At 46.5% G+C, this 21,773-nt stretch carries 29 protein-coding genes and 4 tRNA genes; 26 read left to right on the top strand and 7 right to left on the bottom strand.

What is annotated here, in order from left to right; genetic code table 11:
- Positions 1 to 70 precede the first annotated feature (70 nt).
- The 10 genes from DNHGIG_RS19895 to DNHGIG_RS19850 all read left to right on the top strand — a co-directional run bounded on the left by DNHGIG_RS19895 (position 71) and on the right by DNHGIG_RS19850 (position 7,091).
- Positions 71 to 652, top strand: a complete 582-nt coding sequence (locus DNHGIG_RS19895) for an anthranilate synthase component II (RefSeq protein WP_282201232.1) — start codon at positions 71 to 73, stop codon at positions 650 to 652.
- A complete protein-coding gene (locus DNHGIG_RS19890; RefSeq protein ID WP_282201231.1) occupies positions 649 to 2,109 on the top strand; it encodes an anthranilate synthase component I family protein in 1,461 nt (486 codons plus the stop codon). The genes DNHGIG_RS19895 and DNHGIG_RS19890 overlap by 4 nt, the downstream gene beginning before the upstream one ends.
- 159 nt (positions 2,110 to 2,268) lie before the next feature.
- Positions 2,269 to 3,639, top strand: a complete 1,371-nt coding sequence (locus DNHGIG_RS19885; protein ID WP_282201230.1) for an LCP family protein — start codon at positions 2,269 to 2,271, stop codon at positions 3,637 to 3,639.
- Between the two features lie 108 nt (positions 3,640 to 3,747).
- Positions 3,748 to 4,140, top strand: coding sequence for a hypothetical protein (locus DNHGIG_RS19880; protein ID WP_282201229.1), 393 nt, complete (start codon positions 3,748 to 3,750; stop codon positions 4,138 to 4,140).
- A gap of 321 nt (positions 4,141 to 4,461) precedes the next feature.
- Positions 4,462 to 5,856, top strand: coding sequence for a MurT ligase domain-containing protein (locus DNHGIG_RS19875; protein ID WP_282201228.1), 1,395 nt, complete (start codon positions 4,462 to 4,464; stop codon positions 5,854 to 5,856).
- Entirely contained in the window at positions 5,816 to 6,559 is a 744-nt protein-coding gene (locus DNHGIG_RS19870) for a type 1 glutamine amidotransferase (protein ID WP_282201227.1), read from the top strand. Before DNHGIG_RS19875 ends, DNHGIG_RS19870 begins: the two co-directional genes overlap by 41 nt.
- Positions 6,560 to 6,728: 169 nt before the next feature.
- Positions 6,729 to 6,803: transfer RNA gene (locus DNHGIG_RS19865), tRNA-Arg, on the top strand.
- 5 nt (positions 6,804 to 6,808) lie between these two features.
- A tRNA-Ser gene (locus tag DNHGIG_RS19860) sits at positions 6,809 to 6,901 on the top strand.
- A gap of 12 nt (positions 6,902 to 6,913) precedes the next feature.
- Positions 6,914 to 6,989 (top strand) — tRNA-Thr (locus DNHGIG_RS19855).
- An 8-nt stretch (positions 6,990 to 6,997) separates the two neighbouring features.
- Positions 6,998 to 7,091: transfer RNA gene (locus tag DNHGIG_RS19850), tRNA-Ser, on the top strand.
- A 36-nt stretch (positions 7,092 to 7,127) separates the two neighbouring features.
- On the opposite strand, the gene DNHGIG_RS19845 is transcribed toward DNHGIG_RS19850, so the two are convergent.
- The 3 genes from DNHGIG_RS19845 to DNHGIG_RS19835 form a co-directional block, all read right to left on the bottom strand.
- Entirely contained in the window at positions 7,128 to 7,427 is a 300-nt protein-coding gene (locus DNHGIG_RS19845; protein WP_282201226.1) for a DUF1292 domain-containing protein, read from the bottom strand.
- 80 nt (positions 7,428 to 7,507) lie between these two features.
- Positions 7,508 to 7,864: a YlbF/YmcA family competence regulator gene (locus DNHGIG_RS19840; RefSeq protein ID WP_282201225.1), complete on the bottom strand. Its 357-nt coding sequence runs from the start codon at positions 7,862 to 7,864 to the stop codon at positions 7,508 to 7,510.
- 85 nt (positions 7,865 to 7,949) lie between these two features.
- A complete protein-coding gene (locus DNHGIG_RS19835) occupies positions 7,950 to 8,147 on the bottom strand; it encodes a hypothetical protein (RefSeq protein WP_282201224.1) in 198 nt (65 codons plus the stop codon).
- Positions 8,148 to 8,252: 105 nt separating this feature from the next.
- On the opposite strand from DNHGIG_RS19835, the gene DNHGIG_RS19830 reads away from it, so the two are divergent.
- The 4 genes from DNHGIG_RS19830 to DNHGIG_RS19815 all read left to right on the top strand — a co-directional run bounded on the left by DNHGIG_RS19830 (position 8,253) and on the right by DNHGIG_RS19815 (position 10,173).
- A complete protein-coding gene (locus tag DNHGIG_RS19830) occupies positions 8,253 to 8,558 on the top strand; it encodes an Asp23/Gls24 family envelope stress response protein (RefSeq protein ID WP_282201223.1) in 306 nt (101 codons plus the stop codon).
- Positions 8,555 to 9,358: an Asp23/Gls24 family envelope stress response protein gene (locus tag DNHGIG_RS19825; protein WP_282201222.1), complete on the top strand. Its 804-nt coding sequence runs from the start codon at positions 8,555 to 8,557 to the stop codon at positions 9,356 to 9,358. Before DNHGIG_RS19830 ends, DNHGIG_RS19825 begins: the two co-directional genes overlap by 4 nt.
- A 144-nt stretch (positions 9,359 to 9,502) precedes the next feature.
- The gene (locus tag DNHGIG_RS19820; RefSeq protein WP_282201221.1) at positions 9,503 to 9,625 is read left to right on the top strand and encodes a hypothetical protein; all 123 of its coding nucleotides are present in this window, start codon (positions 9,503 to 9,505) and stop codon (positions 9,623 to 9,625) included.
- Between the two features lie 20 nt (positions 9,626 to 9,645).
- The gene (locus tag DNHGIG_RS19815; protein WP_282201220.1) at positions 9,646 to 10,173 is read left to right on the top strand and encodes a hypothetical protein; all 528 of its coding nucleotides are present in this window, start codon (positions 9,646 to 9,648) and stop codon (positions 10,171 to 10,173) included.
- Positions 10,174 to 10,245: 72 nt separating this feature from the next.
- Here the strand turns inward: DNHGIG_RS19815 and DNHGIG_RS19810 are convergent, their stop codons facing one another.
- On the bottom strand, positions 10,246 to 10,515 hold the full coding sequence (locus DNHGIG_RS19810; protein WP_282201219.1) for a DUF3055 domain-containing protein: 270 nt from the start codon (positions 10,513 to 10,515) through the stop codon (positions 10,246 to 10,248).
- A 92-nt stretch (positions 10,516 to 10,607) separates the two neighbouring features.
- Between DNHGIG_RS19810 and DNHGIG_RS19805 the strand changes: the two genes are divergently transcribed.
- Positions 10,608 to 11,072 (top strand): cysteine hydrolase family protein, encoded by a 465-nt coding sequence (locus DNHGIG_RS19805; protein WP_282201218.1) that lies wholly within the window; start codon positions 10,608 to 10,610, stop codon positions 11,070 to 11,072.
- Positions 11,073 to 11,184: 112 nt separating this feature from the next.
- The gene (locus tag DNHGIG_RS19800; protein WP_282201217.1) at positions 11,185 to 11,352 is read left to right on the top strand and encodes a hypothetical protein; all 168 of its coding nucleotides are present in this window, start codon (positions 11,185 to 11,187) and stop codon (positions 11,350 to 11,352) included.
- 39 nt (positions 11,353 to 11,391) lie between these two features.
- Here the strand turns inward: DNHGIG_RS19800 and DNHGIG_RS19795 are convergent, their stop codons facing one another.
- Complete coding sequence (locus DNHGIG_RS19795; RefSeq protein WP_282201216.1) at positions 11,392 to 11,568, bottom strand: hypothetical protein; 177 nt, start codon at positions 11,566 to 11,568, stop codon at positions 11,392 to 11,394.
- A 179-nt stretch (positions 11,569 to 11,747) separates the two neighbouring features.
- Between DNHGIG_RS19795 and clpP the strand changes: the two genes are divergently transcribed.
- From clpP to DNHGIG_RS19760, 7 genes are all read left to right on the top strand, one after another.
- The gene (clpP, locus tag DNHGIG_RS19790) at positions 11,748 to 12,335 is read left to right on the top strand and encodes an ATP-dependent Clp endopeptidase proteolytic subunit ClpP (RefSeq protein WP_282201215.1); all 588 of its coding nucleotides are present in this window, start codon (positions 11,748 to 11,750) and stop codon (positions 12,333 to 12,335) included.
- Between the two features lie 55 nt (positions 12,336 to 12,390).
- Positions 12,391 to 13,473 carry a class I SAM-dependent methyltransferase gene (locus tag DNHGIG_RS19785; RefSeq protein WP_282201214.1) on the top strand — a complete coding sequence of 361 codons (1,083 nt, stop codon included), beginning with the start codon at positions 12,391 to 12,393 and terminating at the stop codon, positions 13,471 to 13,473.
- A 59-nt stretch (positions 13,474 to 13,532) separates the two neighbouring features.
- Positions 13,533 to 14,303, top strand: coding sequence for an SGNH/GDSL hydrolase family protein (locus tag DNHGIG_RS19780; protein WP_282201213.1), 771 nt, complete (start codon positions 13,533 to 13,535; stop codon positions 14,301 to 14,303).
- A 300-nt stretch (positions 14,304 to 14,603) separates the two neighbouring features.
- Positions 14,604 to 15,635: an ArsJ-associated glyceraldehyde-3-phosphate dehydrogenase gene (locus DNHGIG_RS19775; RefSeq protein ID WP_282201212.1), complete on the top strand. Its 1,032-nt coding sequence runs from the start codon at positions 14,604 to 14,606 to the stop codon at positions 15,633 to 15,635.
- Between the two features lie 129 nt (positions 15,636 to 15,764).
- Positions 15,765 to 16,925, top strand: coding sequence for a cysteine desulfurase family protein (locus DNHGIG_RS19770; RefSeq protein WP_282201211.1), 1,161 nt, complete (start codon positions 15,765 to 15,767; stop codon positions 16,923 to 16,925).
- 3 nt (positions 16,926 to 16,928) lie between these two features.
- Complete coding sequence (gene thiI / locus DNHGIG_RS19765) at positions 16,929 to 18,122, top strand: tRNA uracil 4-sulfurtransferase ThiI (protein WP_282201210.1); 1,194 nt, start codon at positions 16,929 to 16,931, stop codon at positions 18,120 to 18,122.
- Between the two features lie 64 nt (positions 18,123 to 18,186).
- Positions 18,187 to 18,327 (top strand): hypothetical protein, encoded by a 141-nt coding sequence (locus DNHGIG_RS19760; protein ID WP_282201209.1) that lies wholly within the window; start codon positions 18,187 to 18,189, stop codon positions 18,325 to 18,327.
- Positions 18,328 to 18,459: 132 nt separating this feature from the next.
- Here the strand turns inward: DNHGIG_RS19760 and DNHGIG_RS19755 are convergent, their stop codons facing one another.
- The gene (locus tag DNHGIG_RS19755; RefSeq protein WP_282201208.1) at positions 18,460 to 18,645 is read right to left on the bottom strand and encodes a DUF896 domain-containing protein; all 186 of its coding nucleotides are present in this window, start codon (positions 18,643 to 18,645) and stop codon (positions 18,460 to 18,462) included.
- A 130-nt stretch (positions 18,646 to 18,775) separates the two neighbouring features.
- On the opposite strand from DNHGIG_RS19755, the gene DNHGIG_RS19750 reads away from it, so the two are divergent.
- From DNHGIG_RS19750 to DNHGIG_RS19740, 3 genes are all read left to right on the top strand, one after another.
- Positions 18,776 to 19,132 (top strand): hypothetical protein, encoded by a 357-nt coding sequence (locus DNHGIG_RS19750; protein WP_282201207.1) that lies wholly within the window; start codon positions 18,776 to 18,778, stop codon positions 19,130 to 19,132.
- Positions 19,133 to 19,242: 110 nt separating this feature from the next.
- Entirely contained in the window at positions 19,243 to 21,075 is a 1,833-nt protein-coding gene (typA, locus tag DNHGIG_RS19745) for a translational GTPase TypA (RefSeq protein WP_282201206.1), read from the top strand.
- Between the two features lie 17 nt (positions 21,076 to 21,092).
- Positions 21,093 to 21,344: a YuzB family protein gene (locus DNHGIG_RS19740; RefSeq protein WP_282201205.1), complete on the top strand. Its 252-nt coding sequence runs from the start codon at positions 21,093 to 21,095 to the stop codon at positions 21,342 to 21,344.
- A 26-nt stretch (positions 21,345 to 21,370) separates the two neighbouring features.
- Here DNHGIG_RS19740 and DNHGIG_RS19735 read toward each other — a convergent pair whose 3' ends face one another.
- On the bottom strand, positions 21,371 to 21,670 hold the full coding sequence (locus DNHGIG_RS19735; RefSeq protein ID WP_282201204.1) for a DUF2627 family protein: 300 nt from the start codon (positions 21,668 to 21,670) through the stop codon (positions 21,371 to 21,373).
- Positions 21,671 to 21,773 lie beyond the last annotated feature (103 nt).

Raw genomic sequence — 21,773 nt, 5'->3', positions numbered from 1 at the left:
GAAAAGAGTTTCTCTTTTCGCTGGCAACAATAAGGTCAAGCTGAGATGAGATGAGGAGAGTGGAGTCGAGATGATCGTCGTGATTGACAATTATGATTCATTTACTTACAATCTCGTGCAGTATTTACGTGAAGCGGAACAAGAAGTCGCCGTTTTTCGAAATGATCAGGTAACCCTGGAAGAAATGGAACGCCTCAAGCCGTCGCATCTCTTGATATCACCCGGTCCGTGCACGCCGAATGAAGCGGGGATTTCGCTGGCTGCGATCAAACATTTCGCGGGCTACATTCCGATCCTTGGAGTGTGTTTAGGACACCAATCGATCGCGCAAGCGTTCGGGGGGAAAGTGGTTAAAGCGGAGAGAATGATGCATGGGAAAACGTCATTGGTCTTTCATCAAGGGGAAGGGTTATTTGCCGGTCTCGAAAGTCCGTTGACAGCCACCCGTTACCATTCCCTGATTGTCGAGCGTGAAAGTTTGCCTCCCTGTTTTGAGATCATAGCCGAGACATCAGAAGGGGAGATCATGGGGATCCGCCACCGTCAGTTTGAGATCATTGGCGTTCAGTTTCATCCCGAATCCATACTGACCCAAGGCGGCAAGCAGATGATTCGCAACTTCCTCGCTCTGAAAGAGGCGGTGGAAGTATGAAAACGAAAGCAAAAGGGCTTTGCGTCCGTTCACATGTTTACTCATATCCTCGCGTGTGTGAAGCGTTTGAGGTTTTTAAATCGATGTCTGAAACATTCGGGGCAGAACAAGTATTTCTGCTCGATTCCGTAAGAGACCCCAAGAGCCGGTATTGTACTTCTATCATCGGTCTTTTTCCGGTATTGTCGTGCAGGTTTAAAGGGTCTGCTCTACGCTTGGAAGGGCATGCCCTTCTCACTCGTTATGTCTCTGATGTTCTAAGTCAATACGAAATTCCACTCGACGATATTACGGGTGTTCCTGTTTCTGCAATCCTTGATCATGTCAATGAATGTTTTTCATTGTACGAACCTGAACGGATGCGTCCTTATTCGTTCGGCTTTCTCGGTTTCTTCTCATATGACGCCATTCGTTATTTTGAAAAAATCCCGAACACCACTCAAGATGATCGAAACATCGATGATATCCATTTGCAGGTTCACCAAGTGGTTCTGCAGTTTGAAGGAGATATGATTTACGTCATTATTAACGAGATTGAGGGGGTCTCCACACCTTCACTTGAAGAGATCGCCGCATTTCTCCATGAGTATGATGAGCCTTCGTTCACAGGATTTAACCCGAGGGATCTTATAGTCGAAGAAGATGTGACACGTGAAGAATTTATCAACAGGGTTCTTCGCGCTAAGGATTATATCCGTGAAGGGGATATCTTTCAGGTTGTCCTCTCGAAGAGGGATCGCGTGATCGGGAATATCGATCCTCTTCAAGTGTATTACCGTCTGAAACAAGTGAATCCATCCCCATATATGTTCTATGCCGATTACGGTTCCTATCGTATATTTGGCACGAGTCCCGAATTGCAAGTCCGTTTGGAGAATGGGATTGTCGAAATGAGACCGATCGCGGGCACTACGAAAGGGAAGGGGAAGACTCCAGAGGAAAATCGCGTCTTGCTTGATGCATTGTTACAAGATGAAAAGGAACGAGCAGAACATTTGATGCTCGTCGATTTATGCCGTAACGATCTCGGACGCGTGTGTGAAGCGGCCAGCATTCGTGTCAAAGATTTCATGGTCATTGAAGAATATTCCCATGTATACCATATTGTATCAACTGTTCAAGGACGCGTGGAAAACGGCATTTCCAAATTCGATGTGTTCCTCTCCACGTTTCCGGCAGGAACGCTCTCGGGTGCACCGAAAGTACGGGCTATGGAGATCATCGATGAACTGGAAATGGTGAATCGAGGTCCATACGGCGGGGTCATCGGTTGCTTTGATTTTTTGGGCAATATGAATACGGCAATCGTGATCCGGACGATCATCCATCAAAACGGTGTCTCCTATTTTCAAGCGGGAGCAGGAATCGTGGCAGATTCCGTTCCGGAACATGAATGGAACGAATGTAACCACAAGTTGCGTGCATTACGACAGACTGTCTTTCAACTGGAAGCATGAGGTGAATGTGAACTGCCCTTTCCTCCTATAAGTGGACAAGGGCAGTCTTTTTTTGTCGTTTGACTCTCGATTTGCTACGAAATTGTAAAGGAACTGCTAATTTTTCTATGATATAATAGAATTCAATGTGACTTTGATCCTAAATAAAGGATGGATTCTATGCAAACAAGGATGGAACGAATTCAGCAGCAAAGAGCTGCAAACAAGATGAAATTTTATAAACGGAAAGGCTTTCTTTGGACACTGATTACGATCGGAATTCTTCTGATTTCGATTGTGGGATACTACGGATTTTCTGTATTTCGTTTTTTACAAGGAATTCATACGCCGCAGAACGGTTCTGTCGCTCAGGCGGCTCCGACTTGGACGGGAACCGACAGAGTGAATATCCTCCTTTTGGGGGTTGACAATCGTAACAACGATCCTCATCCAAGATCGGATAGTATGATTGTAGTAAGTATCGATCCGGTCACCAAAACGGCTCGTATGTTTTCTGTGATGAGAGATACGTGGTACAAAATCCCCGGTTACGGTTTCGAAAAGATCAATGCTGCATTTTCTTTGGGCGGCCCGGATTTGGCGATGCAAACCGTTTCGAATTTTTTACAGATTCCGATACATTATTATGTAAAAACCGATTTTCAGGGCTTTGAGAAATTGGTTGATGCTGTAGGCGGTGTCAAGATCGATGTGGAGAAAGATATGGACTATCCTGACGACGGGGTTTACGATATTTTGCTGCACAAGGGGGAACAGGTTCTCGACGGAAAACACGCATTGATGTATGTGCGTTTTCGTCATGACGCGCTCGGTGATTTTGCCCGTACAGAAAGACAGCGAAAGTTTTTGACCGCTTTGGCTGAGAAATTGAAAACACCCGGTTCGCTCGTCAAACTGCCTTCGATTCTGGAAACCATTCGTCCATATGTCGATACGAATATGCAAATTGACGACATGATCAAGCTGGGCTCACTGGTGTCCGATGTGAATATGAAAGACATGAAATCGATGCAGATTCCTCCGACAGATGCATTCGTGATCAACGATAATATGAACGGGATGAGCGTGCTGATTCCAGACGTCTATAAATGCCGCATAGCCGTTCATGATGCACTTGGAATGACGGATGTCGTGGAAAAACCTGGCGATGATCAGTATCCTCTTGAGCAGACACAACAGTCTACGGAGTCCCTACCGGAACCGAAGAGAGATGATCCGCCACCGCAACCCAAACCTGTGAGCCCGTCGAAGGTAGACAGTGGTTCCTCAACTCTCTCCGAATCCAATACGGGAGGAAAGGTTGAGAAAAACCCTGTTCCACAAACAAATACGAATGATGTAACTACACAAGAAGGAACATCGCAAAACACGACGTCGAACGGAACGAAACCGACTGGCGGGACACAAAACAACACTTCTCAGACACCGGAAAACGGCACCAATCAGAATGGAACATCACATGGAGGAAATCAACAAAACGGTGCGATACCAAACGGTACACCGCCAAACAGTACACAACACAATCAATGATCGTATCGCGACCTCTTTGCTTTTTGCAAGGAGGTCTTTTTTGTGTAGTTCTAGCAATCTTGTCCCCCAGATATAGTAGGAATGAGAGAGGCGAAGGGGGATGGCTGCATGGATGAGATGATCCATTTTCTCGGAGTAATGACAGCACTATCCGCTTCTACACAGACGATTACATTGCAGATACGGAAACGATTCAAGCTTCTACAATTTGTCGAGAACGAAAATGAAGATGAGATGTCCCTTAAGAAAAGAAAGGATGTCTATCAAGTGAATATTCACCTGGTTGCCGGGGTGGTCGGCGGAGTACTTGCCTGGCTTGGGCAAGTCCATCCCTTACAGATGTTACAGATGAAGCCGGTATGGACAGCTTTTCCTGCATGGCTCGCCAACGGGTTTGATTATTTTGTCACGGGCGTGCTCGTTTCCTTTGGAGGGCCATTCTTTCACGAATTGCTAGGTTCTCTCAGAGAATACAAAAAAACGCTTCGCCAAAAACAATAACGGTTGATATTGATGATCCTTAACAGTGTTCTTTGGAAATAGATACATTGACGATGGATTCAAGAGAGAGTACATTCATGAGTAAAATTGACGGCGCCGTCGGTTGGCGTCTTTCTTGTTTTTTCTGAAGAGGAAGGGTGATCCGGAGCTCAACTGTGGGAATGGCCGGTGAAATCCTTTTGATGATGCGATATAATGTAGCGGGCAGGGATTTTGGAGTCAGATTCAGGTGAAATGAAAGGGATATATGTAATGGTAGATATCGCTTGAGATAAGCGTTATGATAAAGCTTATGAACTGAAATACTGGAGGGACTTATTGTTGAATCGTTTACGTTTTTTTCTGGCCATCAACGTTTCCAAGTTTGTCAAACAGATTTTACGTTTGACTGGACGGAAGGGAACGACACTGCCGGGAGCGATTGCCCTGCGCATTTGTCCGGATATCCTCTCGCATTTTGGCAGCAAACTGAACGGTAATGTCGTCTTAATCACAGGAACGAACGGGAAAACCACGACGAGTAACCTGTTAACCCATTTTTTACGCAAAGATGGACGTGCGATCATTTCCAACAGCCTTGGCGCCAATTTGATTCAAGGGATTGTAACAACATTCCTCGATGGCTACAAAGGCAAAGCGGCAGATGGACAAGCCGTCGTGCTGGAAGTCGATGAAGCAACGATCGGAAAAGTCATACAACCGCTCCATCCGAATGCTGTGGTCGTGACAAACTTTTTCCGCGATCAAATGGATCGCTATGGGGAAGTGGACACGGTTGTAGAATTGGTAGGAAACGCTTTGAAAAAAGCACCCGATCATACGATGCTCATCCTGAACGCGGATGACCCTCTCGTTTCTTCCATCGCTCCGGAAGGAAAACGTGTGATCTGGTACGGAATTAATTCAAGTGATTTCTCTGCGGAGGATCATAACGAGGTGAAAGACGGAAAGTTTTGTCGGACATGCAGTTCTCCCCTCCACTATACGCAATATCATTATGGGCAATTGGGGTTTTATAGATGCTTGACATGCGGTTTTCAGCGTGCGAATCCGGATTATGCGGCGGAACGCGTGCGTCTGCATGAAGAGGGCATTCTCTTTGAATTAAAAGGGGATGTTGGCCGCATCAATTCTCCTGCGCTGTATAACGTTTACAACGCCTTGGCGGCGATTACGGCAGCGAATCTCATGGGCGTGAAGCGAGAGGTTCTGCGGGAAGAAATGTCGTCTATGGCGACCGGCTTGGGACGTATGGAGAGAATGAATATTGCAGGGAAACATGTTATGTTGACGCTTGTTAAGAATCCAACCGGTTTTAATCAGGTTTTGTCGGTAGTCCAACAGGAAACGCGTCCCGCTCACCTCGTCGTCGTTCTGAATGACCATTATGCTGACGGTACGGATGTATCGTGGATTTGGGACACGAATATCGAGAAACTCCGCAAGATGAGCCGTTTGCAACGGATTTGGGCGACGGGGACGCGCGCATTCGATATGGGCGTGCGTTTAAAATACGCCGGATTCGGTGATATAACGGAAGTGATGGAAGGCGATATCCGCACAGTCGATCATGCGCTCGCTGAACTTCCTGAGGGACATTTATTATACATCCTTTCAACGTATACATCACTCTATGCGATCAGAGATCATTTGCTTGCGAAGGGAAGGATTGAAGTTGAAGCTAAAAATCGCGCATCTGTACCCGGATCTGCTTGAGGTGTACAGCGATCGTGGAAATGTAACCGTACTAAAGAGGAGAGCCGAGTGGCGGGGATTTGACGTCGAGGTCAAAGCGATCTCGATCGGCGATACGGCCGACTTAAGCGAATATGATATTCTATTCTCCGGCGGGGGAGAGGACAGAGAGCAATCGATAGTCGCTGATGATTTATTGAGAAGACGTTCCGCTTTTGAAAAAGCGATCGCCGAGGGAACGGTGATTCTCACGATTTGTGGCAGCTATCAGTTGTTAGGACGCTATTTTGAAACGATCGGGGGAAAAAGGATCGAAGGTCTCGGTCTCGTCGACTTCTTTACGGTCGGTGGAACGAAGCGATTGGTCGGGAATACGATCGGGAACTTGCAAATCGAAGGGCTTGCAGGGAACACGATCGTCGGCTATGAGAATCATTCGGGAAGGACGTACCTGGGTGAAGGGGTTAAACCGCTAGCGGTGATGACAAACGGTTTCGGGAATAACGGAGAAGATCGGTTCGAGGGCGTGGCACAAGGGACGGTTTTCGGTACGTATATGCACGGCCCGCTCTTATCGAAAAATCCCCATTTTGCAGATTTTCTCCTGCGCTTAGCCCTGTATCGTCATACGGAAGATCCGGTACTCATTCCGCTTGATGATACTTGGGAAATGCGTGCACATCAGCAGATCATTGAAAAATACAGCCAAACGGTACGAGTATGATGATAGGATAGCCTCCCGTGCGTATTTTTGCACGAGAGGCTTTTTTTGCATGATAGATGAAGCGAGAATTAGACATAAATAAATGAACGAGATTTTTGTTTTAAAATGGGATCATATCCTCTTTGAAAGGTACAGACGAACATGCTATATTAAAACATGTCTTCGTCAGGCGCCTATAGCTCAGAGGATAGAGCGCCGGTCTCCGGAACCGGGTGCCCAGGTTCGATTCCTGGTAGGCGCACCATGTTTGGAGAGATGTCCGAGTGGTCGAAGGAGCACGATTGGAAATCGTGTAGGCGTGGATAACGCGCCTCGAGGGTTCGAATCCCTCTCTCTCCGCCATGTTATCCATCTGCCACCTTAGCTCAGTTGGCAGAGCGGCTCACTCGTAATGAGCAGGTCGCCGGTTCGAGCCCGGCAGGTGGCTCCACTCGTTTAGGAGTGATGGCCGAGTAGGTCGAAGGCGCTCGCCTGCTAAGCGAGTATACGGGGATAACCCGTATCGAGGGTTCGAATCCCTCTCACTCCGCCAATAAAAAAACCGAGGCATTCAGCCTCGGTTTTTTTATTACTCGCTATGTTCATCAAGAAACTTCTCGTATGCGGAAACGACGCGTTGCCATTCTTCGTCGTCTTCGATGTCAACAAGATATTCCTCACCATTCCCGTCTTCCTCGACGCGCATGATAATTCCTTCGCCATCTTCGTCATCGTGAGGAACGAGAACTGCATAATGTTTATCTTCCATTTCCATGACTTCAACGATTATAAACTCATGGTCATTTCCCTCATCGTCTGTAAGTATGACCACATCGTGTTCATGGTCGTGATTGCAATTTTCATCATGGATGTGATTATGATCTGTCATTGCCAGCAACCCTCATCTCTTAGTAAAGTCAATGTGCTAAATTATACAACAGGAAAAAGAGACTGTCAAATGTGAATGCTTCACTCCTGGCTCACACGTTCAGTTACACTGGTGGAAAGTACATCAGTGACCGCTTTTAGCAGCTGATCCACTTCATGCGTTCTCTTGCGGAAATTTTGCACTTCCGGATATTCATCCAGTTTAGCGATCGTTTCTTTCATACTTTCTTCAAGGGATTTCAAATGAGGACCCGTACTGTATGTGGAGAGTCGCTCATATTGCTCCTGCATGTCACGCAATTTGGAAAGAAGATGTTTGATCTCCGGATGACTTTCCATCGTCTCTTTCGCTTCCTTATATGCGAGAACGACTGGAGATTCGGAAATCAATTGACCGAGTTCAGCCGCTTGTGCCCAAATTTCATTGCGATCTAACACGATGACATTCTCCTTCCTGTTACTTTCTACCGAAAGTATAACACAAAGCCCCCGTTATAGAAGAGACGGGGGCTTACATATGCGCTTAATGATGGTAATTAAAATTCCGGTTCACATGTTTATGTTTCTCATCACGACGGTTATCGTACGTATCGACGATCCCACCGATCAAAATTCCGAGGAGAAAAGTTATACCTAGAAATGTATAGTTTTGTGAAACAAGACCTGCAATAATAAGAACAAAGATCAGTGTAAAAAAGAAATAACGGGTTTCGCGTCTCATGCTTTTCCTCCTTTGAAACGGTCTTTGGAAGTTAATTTTAGTATAACGTAAAACATACGATTCGACCATTCGTTCGAAAAAATATAAGGGACGGGAGATTCACAGATGAATGCGAAAACGTGTGTCACTTTCTCGAACAAAGCGATCCGAAGCGTCATTCAACGTGTCTTCACGGAAATTAAGGAAGCCAAAATTAAGAGAACGGTGTCTGTCAGGCGGAATAATCAAGAGATAGAAATTGAGTTGTCTGTGGCAATCTGTTATGGTTCATCAATTCCTGAAATCGTTAAAACAATCCGTAAAAAAATTGGAGAAGAGATGAAGCAGGTTACACGATTAAACGTTCGTTCCATAGACGTTTTCGTGGCGGGAATCGATCATTCCCGAGGAACTGGAGGTATGAAATCATGAAGGTATACGCATTGATCGGGGAAAGCGGTACGGGAAAAAGTCATCATGCATTACAAATCGCCAGGGAACGAGGGATCCGAGCGATTATTGACGACGGATTATTCATTGTTGACGGCCAATACGCGGCGGGATATTCGGGAAAATACGAGCTTACAAAGATGGCGTCGGTAAAAAGGGCGATTTTCTTGAACGATGAACACGCGAAGGAAGTACGTGCGGCGATAGAGAATCATCACATTGACAAAATCCTGGTACTCGGTATCTCGGACAAGATGGTCGACCGCATCGCCGCTGCCCTTTCATTGCCTTCCGTGAGCGAACGCATCTATATCGAGGACATTGCGTCTGAGAACGATATCGAAATCGCGCGTAAGTTTAGAAGTGCGGGAAATCATGCGATACCCCTGCCAAGAATCCAGGTGGAGGAAGCCGGATTGGGGAAATGGATTCGGGATGTCCGGGCGATTTTGACAGAGGGAAGCCGTAAACGAAAACAGAAACCGTTCGAAATGACAATCGTTCATCCGCGATTTGCGCAGGGAGGTATCTTTATTCACGATCGCGTTTTTAAAGCGATCGTTGCTCGCATCGTACGGGCTCATCCTTATGTAGTGAAACATGTTTCTACGGAAGTAGACGCGAAAATGGGGCTTCACGTCATGATCCATTTGATTGTTCGATACGACAAACGCGTATACGATATGATGACTTCCCTCGCGAAACAGATTCAGAAGGAAGTGCGCAATATATCTGGTCTGCCGCAAATTGAAGTACATATCCATATAGAAGATCTTGCATGATGAAAAGGACTTGCAATACAAATTGGGAATACTTGACGCATGTTTGGCATGAATTTATCCTAGATGCAAATAAAAAAGCTTCATTCGAGGGCACAATTTATTAAATCAAAATTTTCTGAAAAATATAGAAAGGGGGCTTTCTTGATGATTGGAATGTTGGCTGCTGTTGCGGGTTTTTTCTTCCTGTTGTTTATGTGTGCATCACTTTCGCGGGAGAAAGTGGAAGCGGCTGTGAGAAAACAATATAAGGCTTGGCATCACGATTAAGCGATAACAGAGGATGAATCATGGATAAAGGAACGGGCAGACTTGGCCCGTGCATCAAATTTTTGGATGGGAGATCGCTGATGCAGCCGAAAATTACATTCGCGAAAGCCAACTATTACGCGTTTTTCTTTGAAGATGTTCATTTGTTGCTCATCACCTGGAATCGAGATTTGAAAAAGGAGATCTACCGCATCGAGAGACAAGAGGAAGATACACTTGTTCTCGATTATCCGGGGGACTTGTTTGTTGAACAGGTTTTGCATGTGATCGAAAATATATTCTTCGTGACGGTAAAAGAAGGGGAACGTGAAGGGAAATACGCACTCGGTGTCTATTTTGTGATCGGTGAACAGCCGTATGGGGTCTATTATGAAAAAAATGAGAGCGACCAACCACCCGAGTTGATCTTTTTCCGCGTGATTGATGACGGAAACGGATATGGGCTTCAAGTGGTTGAAGATGAAGAGGAACATCGCGAAGTAACTGAAACATTCATGAATCAGTACGCCGATTTTTTCAGTTTCAGCAACCGAGGTGAGCTGGAGTAAGCGAGAGAAGGTATGAAGTTCGATTCATACCTTCTTTCCTTCTTAAAGAGGTTGTTTCCTCACGCGAATCGTTCAAAGGATCGAGAGAAGGAATTCCGATAATTCATTGGCTTCCTCTTCCGTATGTAACTGGAACGTTTCCAACAAGTAGGGAACGTTGGCGGCGTCTTTTTCATTTAAAATGGCGGTGCGTCCAGTTTGCAGATTGGTAACGACTTTTTTTCCATAAAAATGTTCAGTGGTTGTAATCATTAAGTCAAACCGGGTGGTTTCCCCAAAGAAGCCGATGTACCGGGTGGTCGTCGCTTCCGTTTCGTCGAAAAGTATCTGGTGCAGAGCCATGGGTCATCCTCCGAAATGGTTCTAAATTGGTCTCACTCCACTTAATTATACCATATACCTCGTGAATCTTGATCAGGAGTGTGGAAGGGGTCATGAAACAAGCATTGATTATCACCGATGTGCAAGAAGATTTTTTGGGCAATAGCGATTATATCGTTCCGCTCTGTCAAAAATACTTAAATACGTTTGCAGAAGCATATGATCTCGTCATTTTGACGCACTGGAAACATCAAGAGAATAAAAATACAAACACTCTCATGCTATCACATCCTCATGCGAAAATCATAGAGAAAACCACCTATTCGGCGATTAATGAAGAAGTGCGCGGATTGCTTGAAAACCATGAGATTCATCGAGTTCATCTGGCGGGAATGGATGCGGAAGCGACGATCATGGCGACTATGTTTCACCTGTTGGATTTGGGGTACGAAGTACAGATTTTGGAACGACTTCTTGCTTCTTACTTCACGCGCGGATGGGAAGCGACGACAATCATGCGCCATATTCTCGGCGACGAGAATGTACTCAGTATTGGTGGGGATCGCGTTTGGCTTTGAACGGGCACTGGGCACGCTCCCGATTTAGGTTAAAACAGGGTTTTTTTGTATCGGTTGCAGAGCGTCCACTCCGGCAACACTACCAACAACAACGGCTGCGGGGGTGGGCGAGATGTCCTGGGTCTATTGGGCTGGTCTTTATGACAGCAAGTTTGAGGCATACTGTGCGGTCATGTGGGTAGAAGGGGATAAACGTATTTATGGGAATCGGCCACCGCGGGAAGTGGAATTGTATCGAACCAGACGGGGAAAATTCGGGGTTCGTTTTCGCTCCGATTAACCGTTTTGTCAGATAAGTACCACCCTCGCAGGTGGTACTTTATTTTTGCTTTAATGGTTCATAACATGTTTCCGAACAAACATACGCCCTTTCTCCAAGCAAGTTTTCTCCGAGATAAAATTCTTCTTTATATTCTTGTATGGGTTTGCCACAGGCGAGGCAGTTTTGGGCTTTCTTCTGTGTCGATGCTTTCAAACGTTTTAATAAGTTTTTCACGTGAATCATCCCCCAATACATTCAATACGAGCAGCCTATCTTACTTTGAAATAGGATTCTACCATAGCTTGATCAAAATGCAAAGAGGTTGAATGAACCGAATTTTACTTGCACATCCTAATTTTGTTGTGTAAAAATATAGTTGCGCGGGATCACCTTGAAGATGGGAGGTAAAATCAATGAATTTAGTGCCGATCGTGGTGGAACAAACCAGCCGTGGAGAAAGATCGTACGATATTTACTCCCGGCTGTTGAAAGACCGAATTATCTTTTTAGGCAGTCCCATAGATGATACAGTAGCAAATTCGATCATTGCACAAATGCTGTTCCTTGCGGCAGAAGATCCGGAGAAAGACATCAGCTTGTATATCAATTCTCCGGGGGGGTCGATTACGGCAGGAATGGCTATCTATGATACGATGCAGTATATCAAGCCCGACGTTTCAACCATCTGTGTAGGATTGGCCGCTTCCATGGGCTCTTTTCTCTTGATGGCAGGCGCGAAAGGGAAACGCTATGCGCTGCCTAACTCTGAAGTAATGATTCACCAGCCGCTTGGCGGTACACGCGGTCAAGCTTCCGATATCAAAATCCATGCGGAACGGATTATCAAGATGCGCGACAAGTTAAACCGAATCTACGCGGAACGGACCGGACAACCGCTCGAGCGAATCGAACGGGATACCGACCGTGATTATTTCATGAGTGCTGAAGAGGCGAAAGAATACGGGTTAATCGACCAGGTCATTGAAAAAATCGGTAAATAATCAACGAAACAGGCGGCGAGGAGAACTTGCCGCTTTTTTCTTGAGGGATGAAAAGATGAACGATTTGGAACAGATCATCAGTCAAGAGATCAAAGAGCAAGGACCGATCACATTTTATCGTTTTCAGGAGTATTGTTTATATCACCCGCTACACGGTTATTATAACAGTTCGCGTCATAAGATCGGTAAGCAGGGCGATTTTTATACGTCTCCCTCTGTTCATCCGGTGTTCGGGGAAACGATCGCCCGTTTTCTACTGCAAAAGTGGGAGGAGATCGGAAAGCCTTCCGTCTATACAGTCGTCGAATATGGTGCGGGTACCGGAAATATGGCGCATGCAATTCTCAGTGAAGTTGCACGCTGTGATTCACCAATTCGCACCGTATTTCGTTATTGTATCATCGAACGATCCCCAAGACTTCGTTCGATACAGCAAGAAAAGCTGCAAGGTTACCCAGTCAGTTGGATCCATTCTCCTTCGGAGATCGCTCCTTTTGACGGTTGTGTTGTGTCAAATGAGTTGATCGATGCATTTCCCGTACATCTCGTGGAGAAAACGAAAAACGGACTCCAAGAGTTATACGTCGATGTGGATGGAAACCGTTTCTTCGAAAAACGAGGAGATCTCTCGAAACCGGAGATCGAGGAATACATTTCCGCTTATGTCCCCCATCTCATCAACGGACAAAAGATTGAAATCAACCTGGATGCACTTGCGTGGCTTGCCGAAGTGGGCCAATCGATGAGATGTGGTCATGTTGTCACGATCGATTACGGTTATACAGCGGAAATGCTCTACCACCCGTCGCGCATCAAAGGTACGTTAAGAGGGTTTCGTCAACACCGGCTGATTGAGAATCCCTTTGAATCTCCCGGAGAGACGGATCTTACACATGATGTGAATTTTACGGCACTGATGAATTACGGGGAATCGATTGGTTTAGAGACCACATTTTTCGGCAGCCAGGCCGAATTTTTGATCCAAGCGGGAATCCTTGAGAGACTGAGCGTGAATGAAGGGAATGATCCTTTTCGCGATGAAGTTTTGAAACGGAATATGGCGATTAAACATTTGATTCTGCCAGGCGTGATGGGAACCGCGTTTCAAGTTCTCGTGCAACAAAGAATAAATGTGTAGAGCCTTACCATGCCCGCCCGACATACATTAAAAGAGCACTGTATGAAGGGGGGAGGATCTTGGGGATCTTGGTTGTTCTTGGGGACTCGATTTCAGTAGGGGTAGGGGCATCGCATCCGCTCGCTAGCTATACCGCAAGGCTTGGACCGGCCAAAGTCATTGCGAAAGACGGATGGACTTCAAAGCGGTTGCTCAAAGAAGTGAGGAAGCAGCCGGAGCGAATGTGGAAAGCTGCGGAAGATGTATTGATACTCATTGGCGGGAATGATCTGGTTTGGAGTCTGCCTTACTTTCTAACCGTCAAAACGAGAGAAAAAGCCCTTCAGAAAATTATCAAGGAGTACGAAAAGAACCTCCACTCCATCTGTTCGATCATCACCCCCTTGATCCGCGGTAAGCTCATTCTAGTCGGTCTCTACAATCCTTTGCCGAACTCCGATTTCGCCAGACGAGCGGTATTGCGGATGAATGATGCGATCCGCCAGACTGCCGCTTCTTATAAAGCACTATATATTGACCTGTTTCCAAAATTTGAAGGTCGTCAATCAGCATTAATCGACGGGTATAAAAAAGGACTCCTGTCGGATATGCGCCTCTTGGGGGCTAATCCGATTCATCCGAATGATAAAGGCCATCAATTGATAGCGGAAGCAATTTTGGAAGGAACAGAGAAATCTCTGCAATCTTCAGGAATAAAAGAAACAAAAAAAGAGTACAAAAAGAAGACGAAAGAAAAGCCTGCAGTTTCCTCATACGCGGACAAGAACAGGTCAGGCGGGAGAGCGAAGAGAAAACGATTGACTCGAACGCAGAAGGGGAAGCGGAGATAGGAGGAATGGCATGTTAAAAAGGCTTTCCGTTACGCTGATGGTCATCGGAGCGATATTTTTTGCCCTTGGTTTGAAGTTCATATATTTTCATTAACAGCCACAGTATTTGTGGCTCTTTTTTTTCGCACAATATCAATAAGGAATGCGCACATTTAGTGACCATTGCCTGAAAATGTGACATACTTTTTCTCGAAAAGAGCATAAATTAGTATAGAATAAATCGGTGAAATGATGTAAAATATACGTGAAAACAAACAGTGGTAAAACATACTTGTGAAGTATGTTGGGAGGGGTTGAAGTATGGCAATCAAGATAGCAATTAATGGTTTTGGTCGAATCGGCAGAATGGTCTTCCGTAGAGCGATGAACGACCCCGACTTGGATATCGTTGCGATCAATGGTACGGCTGATGCACATACGCTTGCACATTTACTGAAATATGATTCGATACATGGACGACTGGATGCCAAACTCGAAGCAGAAGAAAATGCACTGATTGTAAATGATAAGAGAATACAAATCCTTTCCGATCGCGAACCATTGAATCTTCCTTGGGGAGATTTGGGAATCGATATCGTCATCGAAGCGACTGGTAAATTTCGTTCGAAGGAAACCGCCGGAAAACATCTGCAAAAAGGTGCCAAGAAGGTGATTATCACGGCACCGGGGAAAGATGAAGATATTACGATCGTGATGGGGGTCAACGAAGAAGCGTATGATCCGGAAAATCATCATATCATTTCCAACGCTTCCTGTACGACCAATTGTCTGGCGCCGGTCGCAAAAGTTCTGCACAAACGTTTCGGTATTCAACAAGGACTTATGACGACCGTTCACGCATATACGAACGATCAAAAGAATCTTGATAACCCGCACAAAGATTTGCGCCGAGCACGCGCATGCGCCACGTCGATCATTCCTACGACAACAGGTGCGGCCAAAGCGGTGGCACTCGTGATCCCCGAATTGAAAGGAAAATTGAACGGGCTTGCATTGCGTGTCCCCACCACCAATGTATCGATCGTTGACTTGGTGGCTACACTGGAGAAAGAGATTACAGCCGAAGAAGTGAACCAGGCGCTTCGCGAAGCGGCAGAAGGTGAATTGAAAGATATTCTCGCCTTTACGGATGAACCGCTGGTGTCTGTTGATTTTGTCGGCCATTCCGCTTCTTCGATTGTTGACGGTCTTTCTACGATGGTCGTGGGTGAACGCACAGTTAAAGTACTGGCATGGTATGACAACGAATGGGGATACTCCTGCCGGGTCGTTGACCTTGCCCGGATGGTCGGACAAAAAATGTATCAAAAAGAACCGGTGCTCATGCACTGATATGCCTCTCCCGCATGTTTGCGGGATTTTTTTTGTTCACCTTGCTGACGGTAGAAGGGAAAGCTATAATGAGGTTCGAACAACGGGGATACTATGTGGACGAATTTTTCAAGTGAGAGGGTGAACAAGATGGCCTCGGAGATCTATCTGGATAATAGTGCCACGACCCAACCTTATAGGGAAGTGGTTGAGGAGATGTGCAAAACGCTGACGGATACATACGGCAATCCGTCTTCATTACATAGAAAAGGGCTGGAAAGTGAAAGGAAGATTGAACAGGCGAGAGAGATCATCGCCAAAACAATAGGTGTTAAGAAACAGGAAATCTTTTTTACTTCAGGCGGCACCGAAGCGAACAATCTGGCCGTTCAGGGGATAGCCAAAGCCTACCGGATGAGAGGAAAACATATCATCAGTTCGCAAATCGAACACAAATCGGTGCTCGATGTATTGTCACATCTGGAAGAAGAAGGTTATCGCGTGACATACCTGCCTGTGGATGAAGAAGGGCGAGTGCGGCCAAGCGATTTGGCGAATGCACTGCAGGATGACACGATTCTGGTTTCCATTATGTACACGAACAACGAAACGGGGGCTATACAGCCGATTGACGAAATTGGGGAAATTTTGACCCGTCATCGCAAAGTTCTTTTTCATGTCGACGCTGTACAGGCATACGGGAAAGTTCCGCTTCGGTTGAAAGAAAACAGAATCGATCTGTTAACGATGTCCGCTCATAAGATTCACGGACCCAAAGGTGTCGGTGCTTTGTATGTCCGTTCCGGCGTTCACTTGCAACCGCTCGTTTTCGGCGGCGGGCAAGAACACGGCGTGCGTTCCGGGACGGAGAACGTTGCGGGTATTGCCGGGTTCGCAAAAGCTGTGCAGATGACATTCCAAAACCTTGAAGAAACGCGGAAACACATGTGTAAACTGCGTGATGCTTTGATTGCAGGGATTCGGAGGGAGATTCCGGATGCTCGCATCAATACGCCATTAGGAGAACATGCGGCACCGCATATCGTCAATGTTTCGTTTCCCGGTGTTCGCGGTGAAGTTTTGGTACATGCTTTGGAAACGGAAGGAATCTATGTATCGACGGGTTCGGCTTGTACGTCGAAAGAAGATAAATACAGCCATGTCCTGGCAGCCATGGGCTTGTCAGAGCCGGAACTGATCGGTTCGATCCGCTTGTCGTTCGCAAAAGAAAATACACCGGAAGAAGTGGAGACCACAGTGCAATTACTGAAAAAAATCGTTAACGATTTACGTGTGTTATCACGGAGGTAATGGATGATGTACAGTCTTATTTTGGTTCGTTTTGGGGAAATCGGGATCAAAGGAAAGAACCGTTCCGATTTCGAGAGAAAGCTCGTGGAAAATATTGTACAGATGCTCAAAGGTATGGATGTTCGGGTGATGAGGGCGGATGGCAGAATATGGGTACGAGTGGGCGAGCGCGATAACTACGCAGAAGTCATTGAACGATTGCGCTTTGTCCCCGGCATTGTTTCCGTATCGCCCGTCCGGGAAGTTCCTCTTGATTTGGAAGAGATCAAGAAGTCTGCAGTTGAGATCATGCAGCGACTGATCCATACTTCGCGAAAGCCAGTTACTTTTAAGGTGGAATCGAGACGCGCGAACAAACAGTTTCCTTTGAGCTCTCCTGAAATCGCGCGAACATTAGGAGGACATTTGCTGCGGCATATTCCAGACATCAAAGTGGACGTGCACGAGCCGGACTTGGTTCTTTGGTGTGAGGTACGTGCAAACGAAGCGTACATTTACTCAGAAGTGATTCCTGGTCCGGGAGGATTACCTGTGGGGGCTTCAGGTCGGGTGCTTCTTCTATTGTCCGGCGGGATCGATTCACCGGTAGCCGGTTGGATGGCTCTCAAACGTGGAGCTGAACTGGAAGCAATCCATTTTCACTCTTTTCCTTTCACGAGCGAGCGGGCGAGACAAAAGGTGGAGGATTTGGCAAAGATCTTGGCACGGTACGCGGGAAAGGTTCGTTTGCACGTCGTTCACTTTACGGAAGTTCAAAAAGCGATTCGGCAACATTGCCCGGAAGAACTATCGATAACGATCATGCGACGATTCATGTTCCGTATAGCTGACCGAATTGCCCATCAGAGAAAGGCGTTGGCATTAGTCACAGGGGAAAGTTTGGGACAAGTGGCTTCTCAGACATTGGAAAGTATGTACACCATCAATCATGTCACCACGATGCCTGTGCTTAGACCGCTGGTCGCCCTCGACAAAACGGAAATCATGCGCATTGCTAAGGAAATAGGGACATATGAAACATCGATCCTCCCGTATGAAGATTGTTGCACGATATTCCTGCCGAAGTCACCGAAAACGCGTCCTCGTGTCGATGAAGCGATTGAGGCGGAGCAGAATCTAGACATCGAATCCCTTGTCAAGGAAGCGGTGGAGAAAACCGAAACGGTCGTGTTCCAGCGGGAAACGGAATCATTCTAACACATGTTTCTGTTTTCGCTGGTCACACTAGGAGAGAAACGGATGTAGCCTAGGAGGCATGGCCATGACGCTTTGGCGTTATTTCAAGATCGCGTCCGGTATTCTCAACGTGGTGGCTGGGGTACTCGCATTCAACGATTTTATAAGAAGAAGGCGCAGGATGATTGATTTCGCAAGAAAAATCATCGCCAGAAACATAAAGTAACAACTTCTTCAAGCCACCCAACGGGGTGGCTTTTTTCTAGTATCCGCGCGAAGGAATACGCAAATGGCCGCTTAGGAAGAAGCTGCCGAGAAGCTGGGGCGTTCTACGGCAGCCTGCGGATTTTTAGAATTTTCATTGAACCGGAACGTCATCAACAAACTGGATGGATTCCAGTTGTTTGCGGAATTCACGGCGGAACACTTCAAGGTACTCTTGGCGTAAAGCTTGTTGCTCGCGGGCTTCTGCCTCTGTCAAACCGCTCGTTTTCGCTTTACGCGCCAATGCGTTAATCCGTTCGAGTTTTTCCTTAGCGAGCATCTTCGTATATCCCCTCCTGTTTGCATCAGTCTACAAAAGATCGAGGAAATCTGCAAGAAGTACCCTTTTCATTTGATTTTTTTCTGGATATAGTAAGTAATGAAATCAGACAGAAGGAGATTCTTTTCGGATGGAACAAGAACAGATAACACAATTGGACGAGCTTGTGCAATTGTTGGATGATCTCCTGCGCGACCGGGATCTTTTCGTGCGTTTGGAGATGTTTGAACAGGAAGAAACGCATGAAAGAGAATACGTGCTTGCGCAGTTTGCGGGTACATACGATTTGTGCGATGTGGTCATCGGTGAACATGGAGAGGAAATCGCATTAGAGTTTCTTTTCGATTCTATGACGTCAAACGACGGTATGCAAGAAAGCCAGTCAATCGCGATCCCGGTCGACCCAGACGACGTAGAGGTCAACATCCTTGAGCAAGCGATCGAAATTGAGAGCAGAGGATTTTTCCTGACGATTCAGATGCTATGAGAACCGGCTTCCCGAGGGAGCCGTTTTTTGCTACTACAGCTTCCTGCCATTATCCATCAATGATATAATTAAAAGGTTACGTACTGGCAAATCAGGAGGTCTTACATCTCATGAGTGATACACGAAATCTACGGAATATCGCGATCATCGCACACGTCGACCACGGGAAAACCACATTGGTCGACCAACTGCTCGTGCAATCGGGGATTTTCCGAGAAAACGAACATGTGGAAGAACGGGTCATGGACAGCAACGACTTGGAACGTGAGCGGGGAATCACGATTCTCGCCAAAAATACGGCGATTGAGTATGGCGGGTATCGTATCAATATTGTCGATACACCTGGACACGCCGATTTTGGCGGTGAAGTGGAACGCATCATGAAAATGGTCGATGGCGTGTTGCTCGTGGTGGATGCATTTGAAGGCGTTATGCCGCAAACCAAGTTTGTCTTGCGTAAAGCACTGGAACAAAACTTGGTTCCGATCATTGTTGTCAACAAAGTTGACCGCCCTAACGCGCGGCCGGAAGAAGTTGTGGATGAAGTCCTTGATTTATTTATCGAATTGGGAGCGAATGACGATCAAATTGAGTTTCCTGTTGTCTATACGTCCGCCATTCAGGGAACGTCAAGTACGGATCCGCATCAGCAAGGCCCCGACATGAAACCTTTGTTTGAAACGATCATCAGTCATATTCCCGCCCCTCAGGGGGAAAAGGACGCTCCCTTGCAGTATCAGGTTACCTTATTGGACTACAATGAGTATATAGGGCGTATCGCGATCGGGCGAATCCATCGCGGACATGTCAAAGCGGGACAACAGGTTGCAGTGATCAAACGAGACGGCATGATCGAACGGGTACGCATCAGCAAGCTGTTCGGATTTCGCGGCTTGAATCGGGTGGAAATTGAACAAGCGGAGGCAGGGGATATCGTCGCGCTCGCAGGACTGGGGGAAATCAATGTAGGAGAGACGGTTGCGGATGTCGAACATCCTCAAGCATTGCCGCTCTTGCATATCGACGAACCGACTTTACAGATGACATTCCTGGTGAATGATTCTCCTTTTGCCGGGCGTGAAGGGAAATACGTAACTTCGCGCAAACTGCGGGAACGCCTGCTGAAAGAATTGGAGACGGATGTATCTCTGCGTGTGGAGGAGACCGATTCGCCCGACGCTTTTATCGTTTCGGGACGCGGAGAATTACATCTTGCGATATTGATTGAAACGATGAGACGTGAAGGTTACGAATTGCAAGTATCGAAACCGGAAGTGATCATCAAAGAAGAAAACGGCGTGAAGCTGGAGCCTTATGAACACCTCGTGGTGGATGTGCCCGAAGAGTATATGGGACCTGTGATGGAACGCCTGGGGACGAGGAAAGCAGACATGATCAATATGGTGAATTCGGGATCCGGTCATGTGAGACTTGAATTTCTCATTCCGGCACGTGGCTTAATCGGATTCCGTACCGAATTTTTGACAGAGACGCGCGGATATGGAATCATGAATCACAGTTTTGATTCCTATCGTCCGACCAAAGGGGACATTCAGGGGCGCCATCAAGGCGTGTTGATCGCAAGCGAAACAGGCACTGCCACGACGTACGGAATTGAAGCGTTAGAAGATCGCGGTGTGATGTTCATCACTCCGGGTACGGAAGTATACGAAGGGATGATCGTCGGGGAGCATACGCGTGACCATGATTTGACTGTAAACCCATGCAAGGAAAAACACATCACGAATATCCGCTCGGCGACGAAGGAAGAGACGACACGCTTGAAAGCTGCACGCATATTAACGTTGGAGCAAGCGCTCGAATATTTGAATGAAGACGAGTATTGCGAAGTGACCCCTTTATCGATTCGTCTGCGCAAGAAATACTTGAAAAAGTCGGAACGGGACCGTTATGTGAAACAAAAACAGTACGGCAATAAATAAATCGGGAGAGGGATCGCGTGGTACGTATCGATTTCTGCAGAAGTAACGTGGACGCGTTTACAAGTGAGCTATTTGAAGAATTGCGGGCGTTGGAACCCCAAGTCCGGGTCAACCGCTATGGCTGTCTGGCCAATTGCGGGGAATGCAGCCAAAAACCTTACGCTTTTGTGGACGACGAGCTGGTGACTGCGGATACAGTATCTGAATTGAAAGAAAAGATCCTTTCGCTCATCCGTCAGAAGACTCCAGGAATCATCCACTCGCGGTAATCCATGGAAGAGTGCGAATTCTTTTGTCATCGCACTCTTTTTTCTTCCGAATGATCAAAATATCCCCTTTTATCAATCTCTGTATTCTTCCGTAACACCCAAGCCGGTTTTTTGACATTTCCCCGTTTTTTGTCACGATAATAGATAAAACCGCCAAGGTAAGAAATTCCGCTAGACATGAGCAGAAAACCGAGCAGTACACGCCACCAGATGACCGTTTGGGGATCGCTTAATTTATCCATCAATGCATCTCGCAGAAGATTCAAACCGTAACCGGCGATGAGGAAGATCGCGGTCAGGATGCTCCAGGACATGATACGCGCCATACAGTCCCCCGGTTATCATGTGAAACCGGGGTTTCCCCCTTTCTTCTACAATTGCTGTTATTATTGATACGTATGATTGTTGCATACACATTCCTGATCATTC

It is taken from the genome of Collibacillus ludicampi (assembly GCF_023705585.1).
Classification (GTDB): Bacteria; Bacillota; Bacilli; order Tumebacillales; family BOQE01; genus Collibacillus; species Collibacillus ludicampi.
Note: the sequence above shows the minus strand (reverse complement) of the source record. Positions and strands in the feature narration are given on the sequence as shown.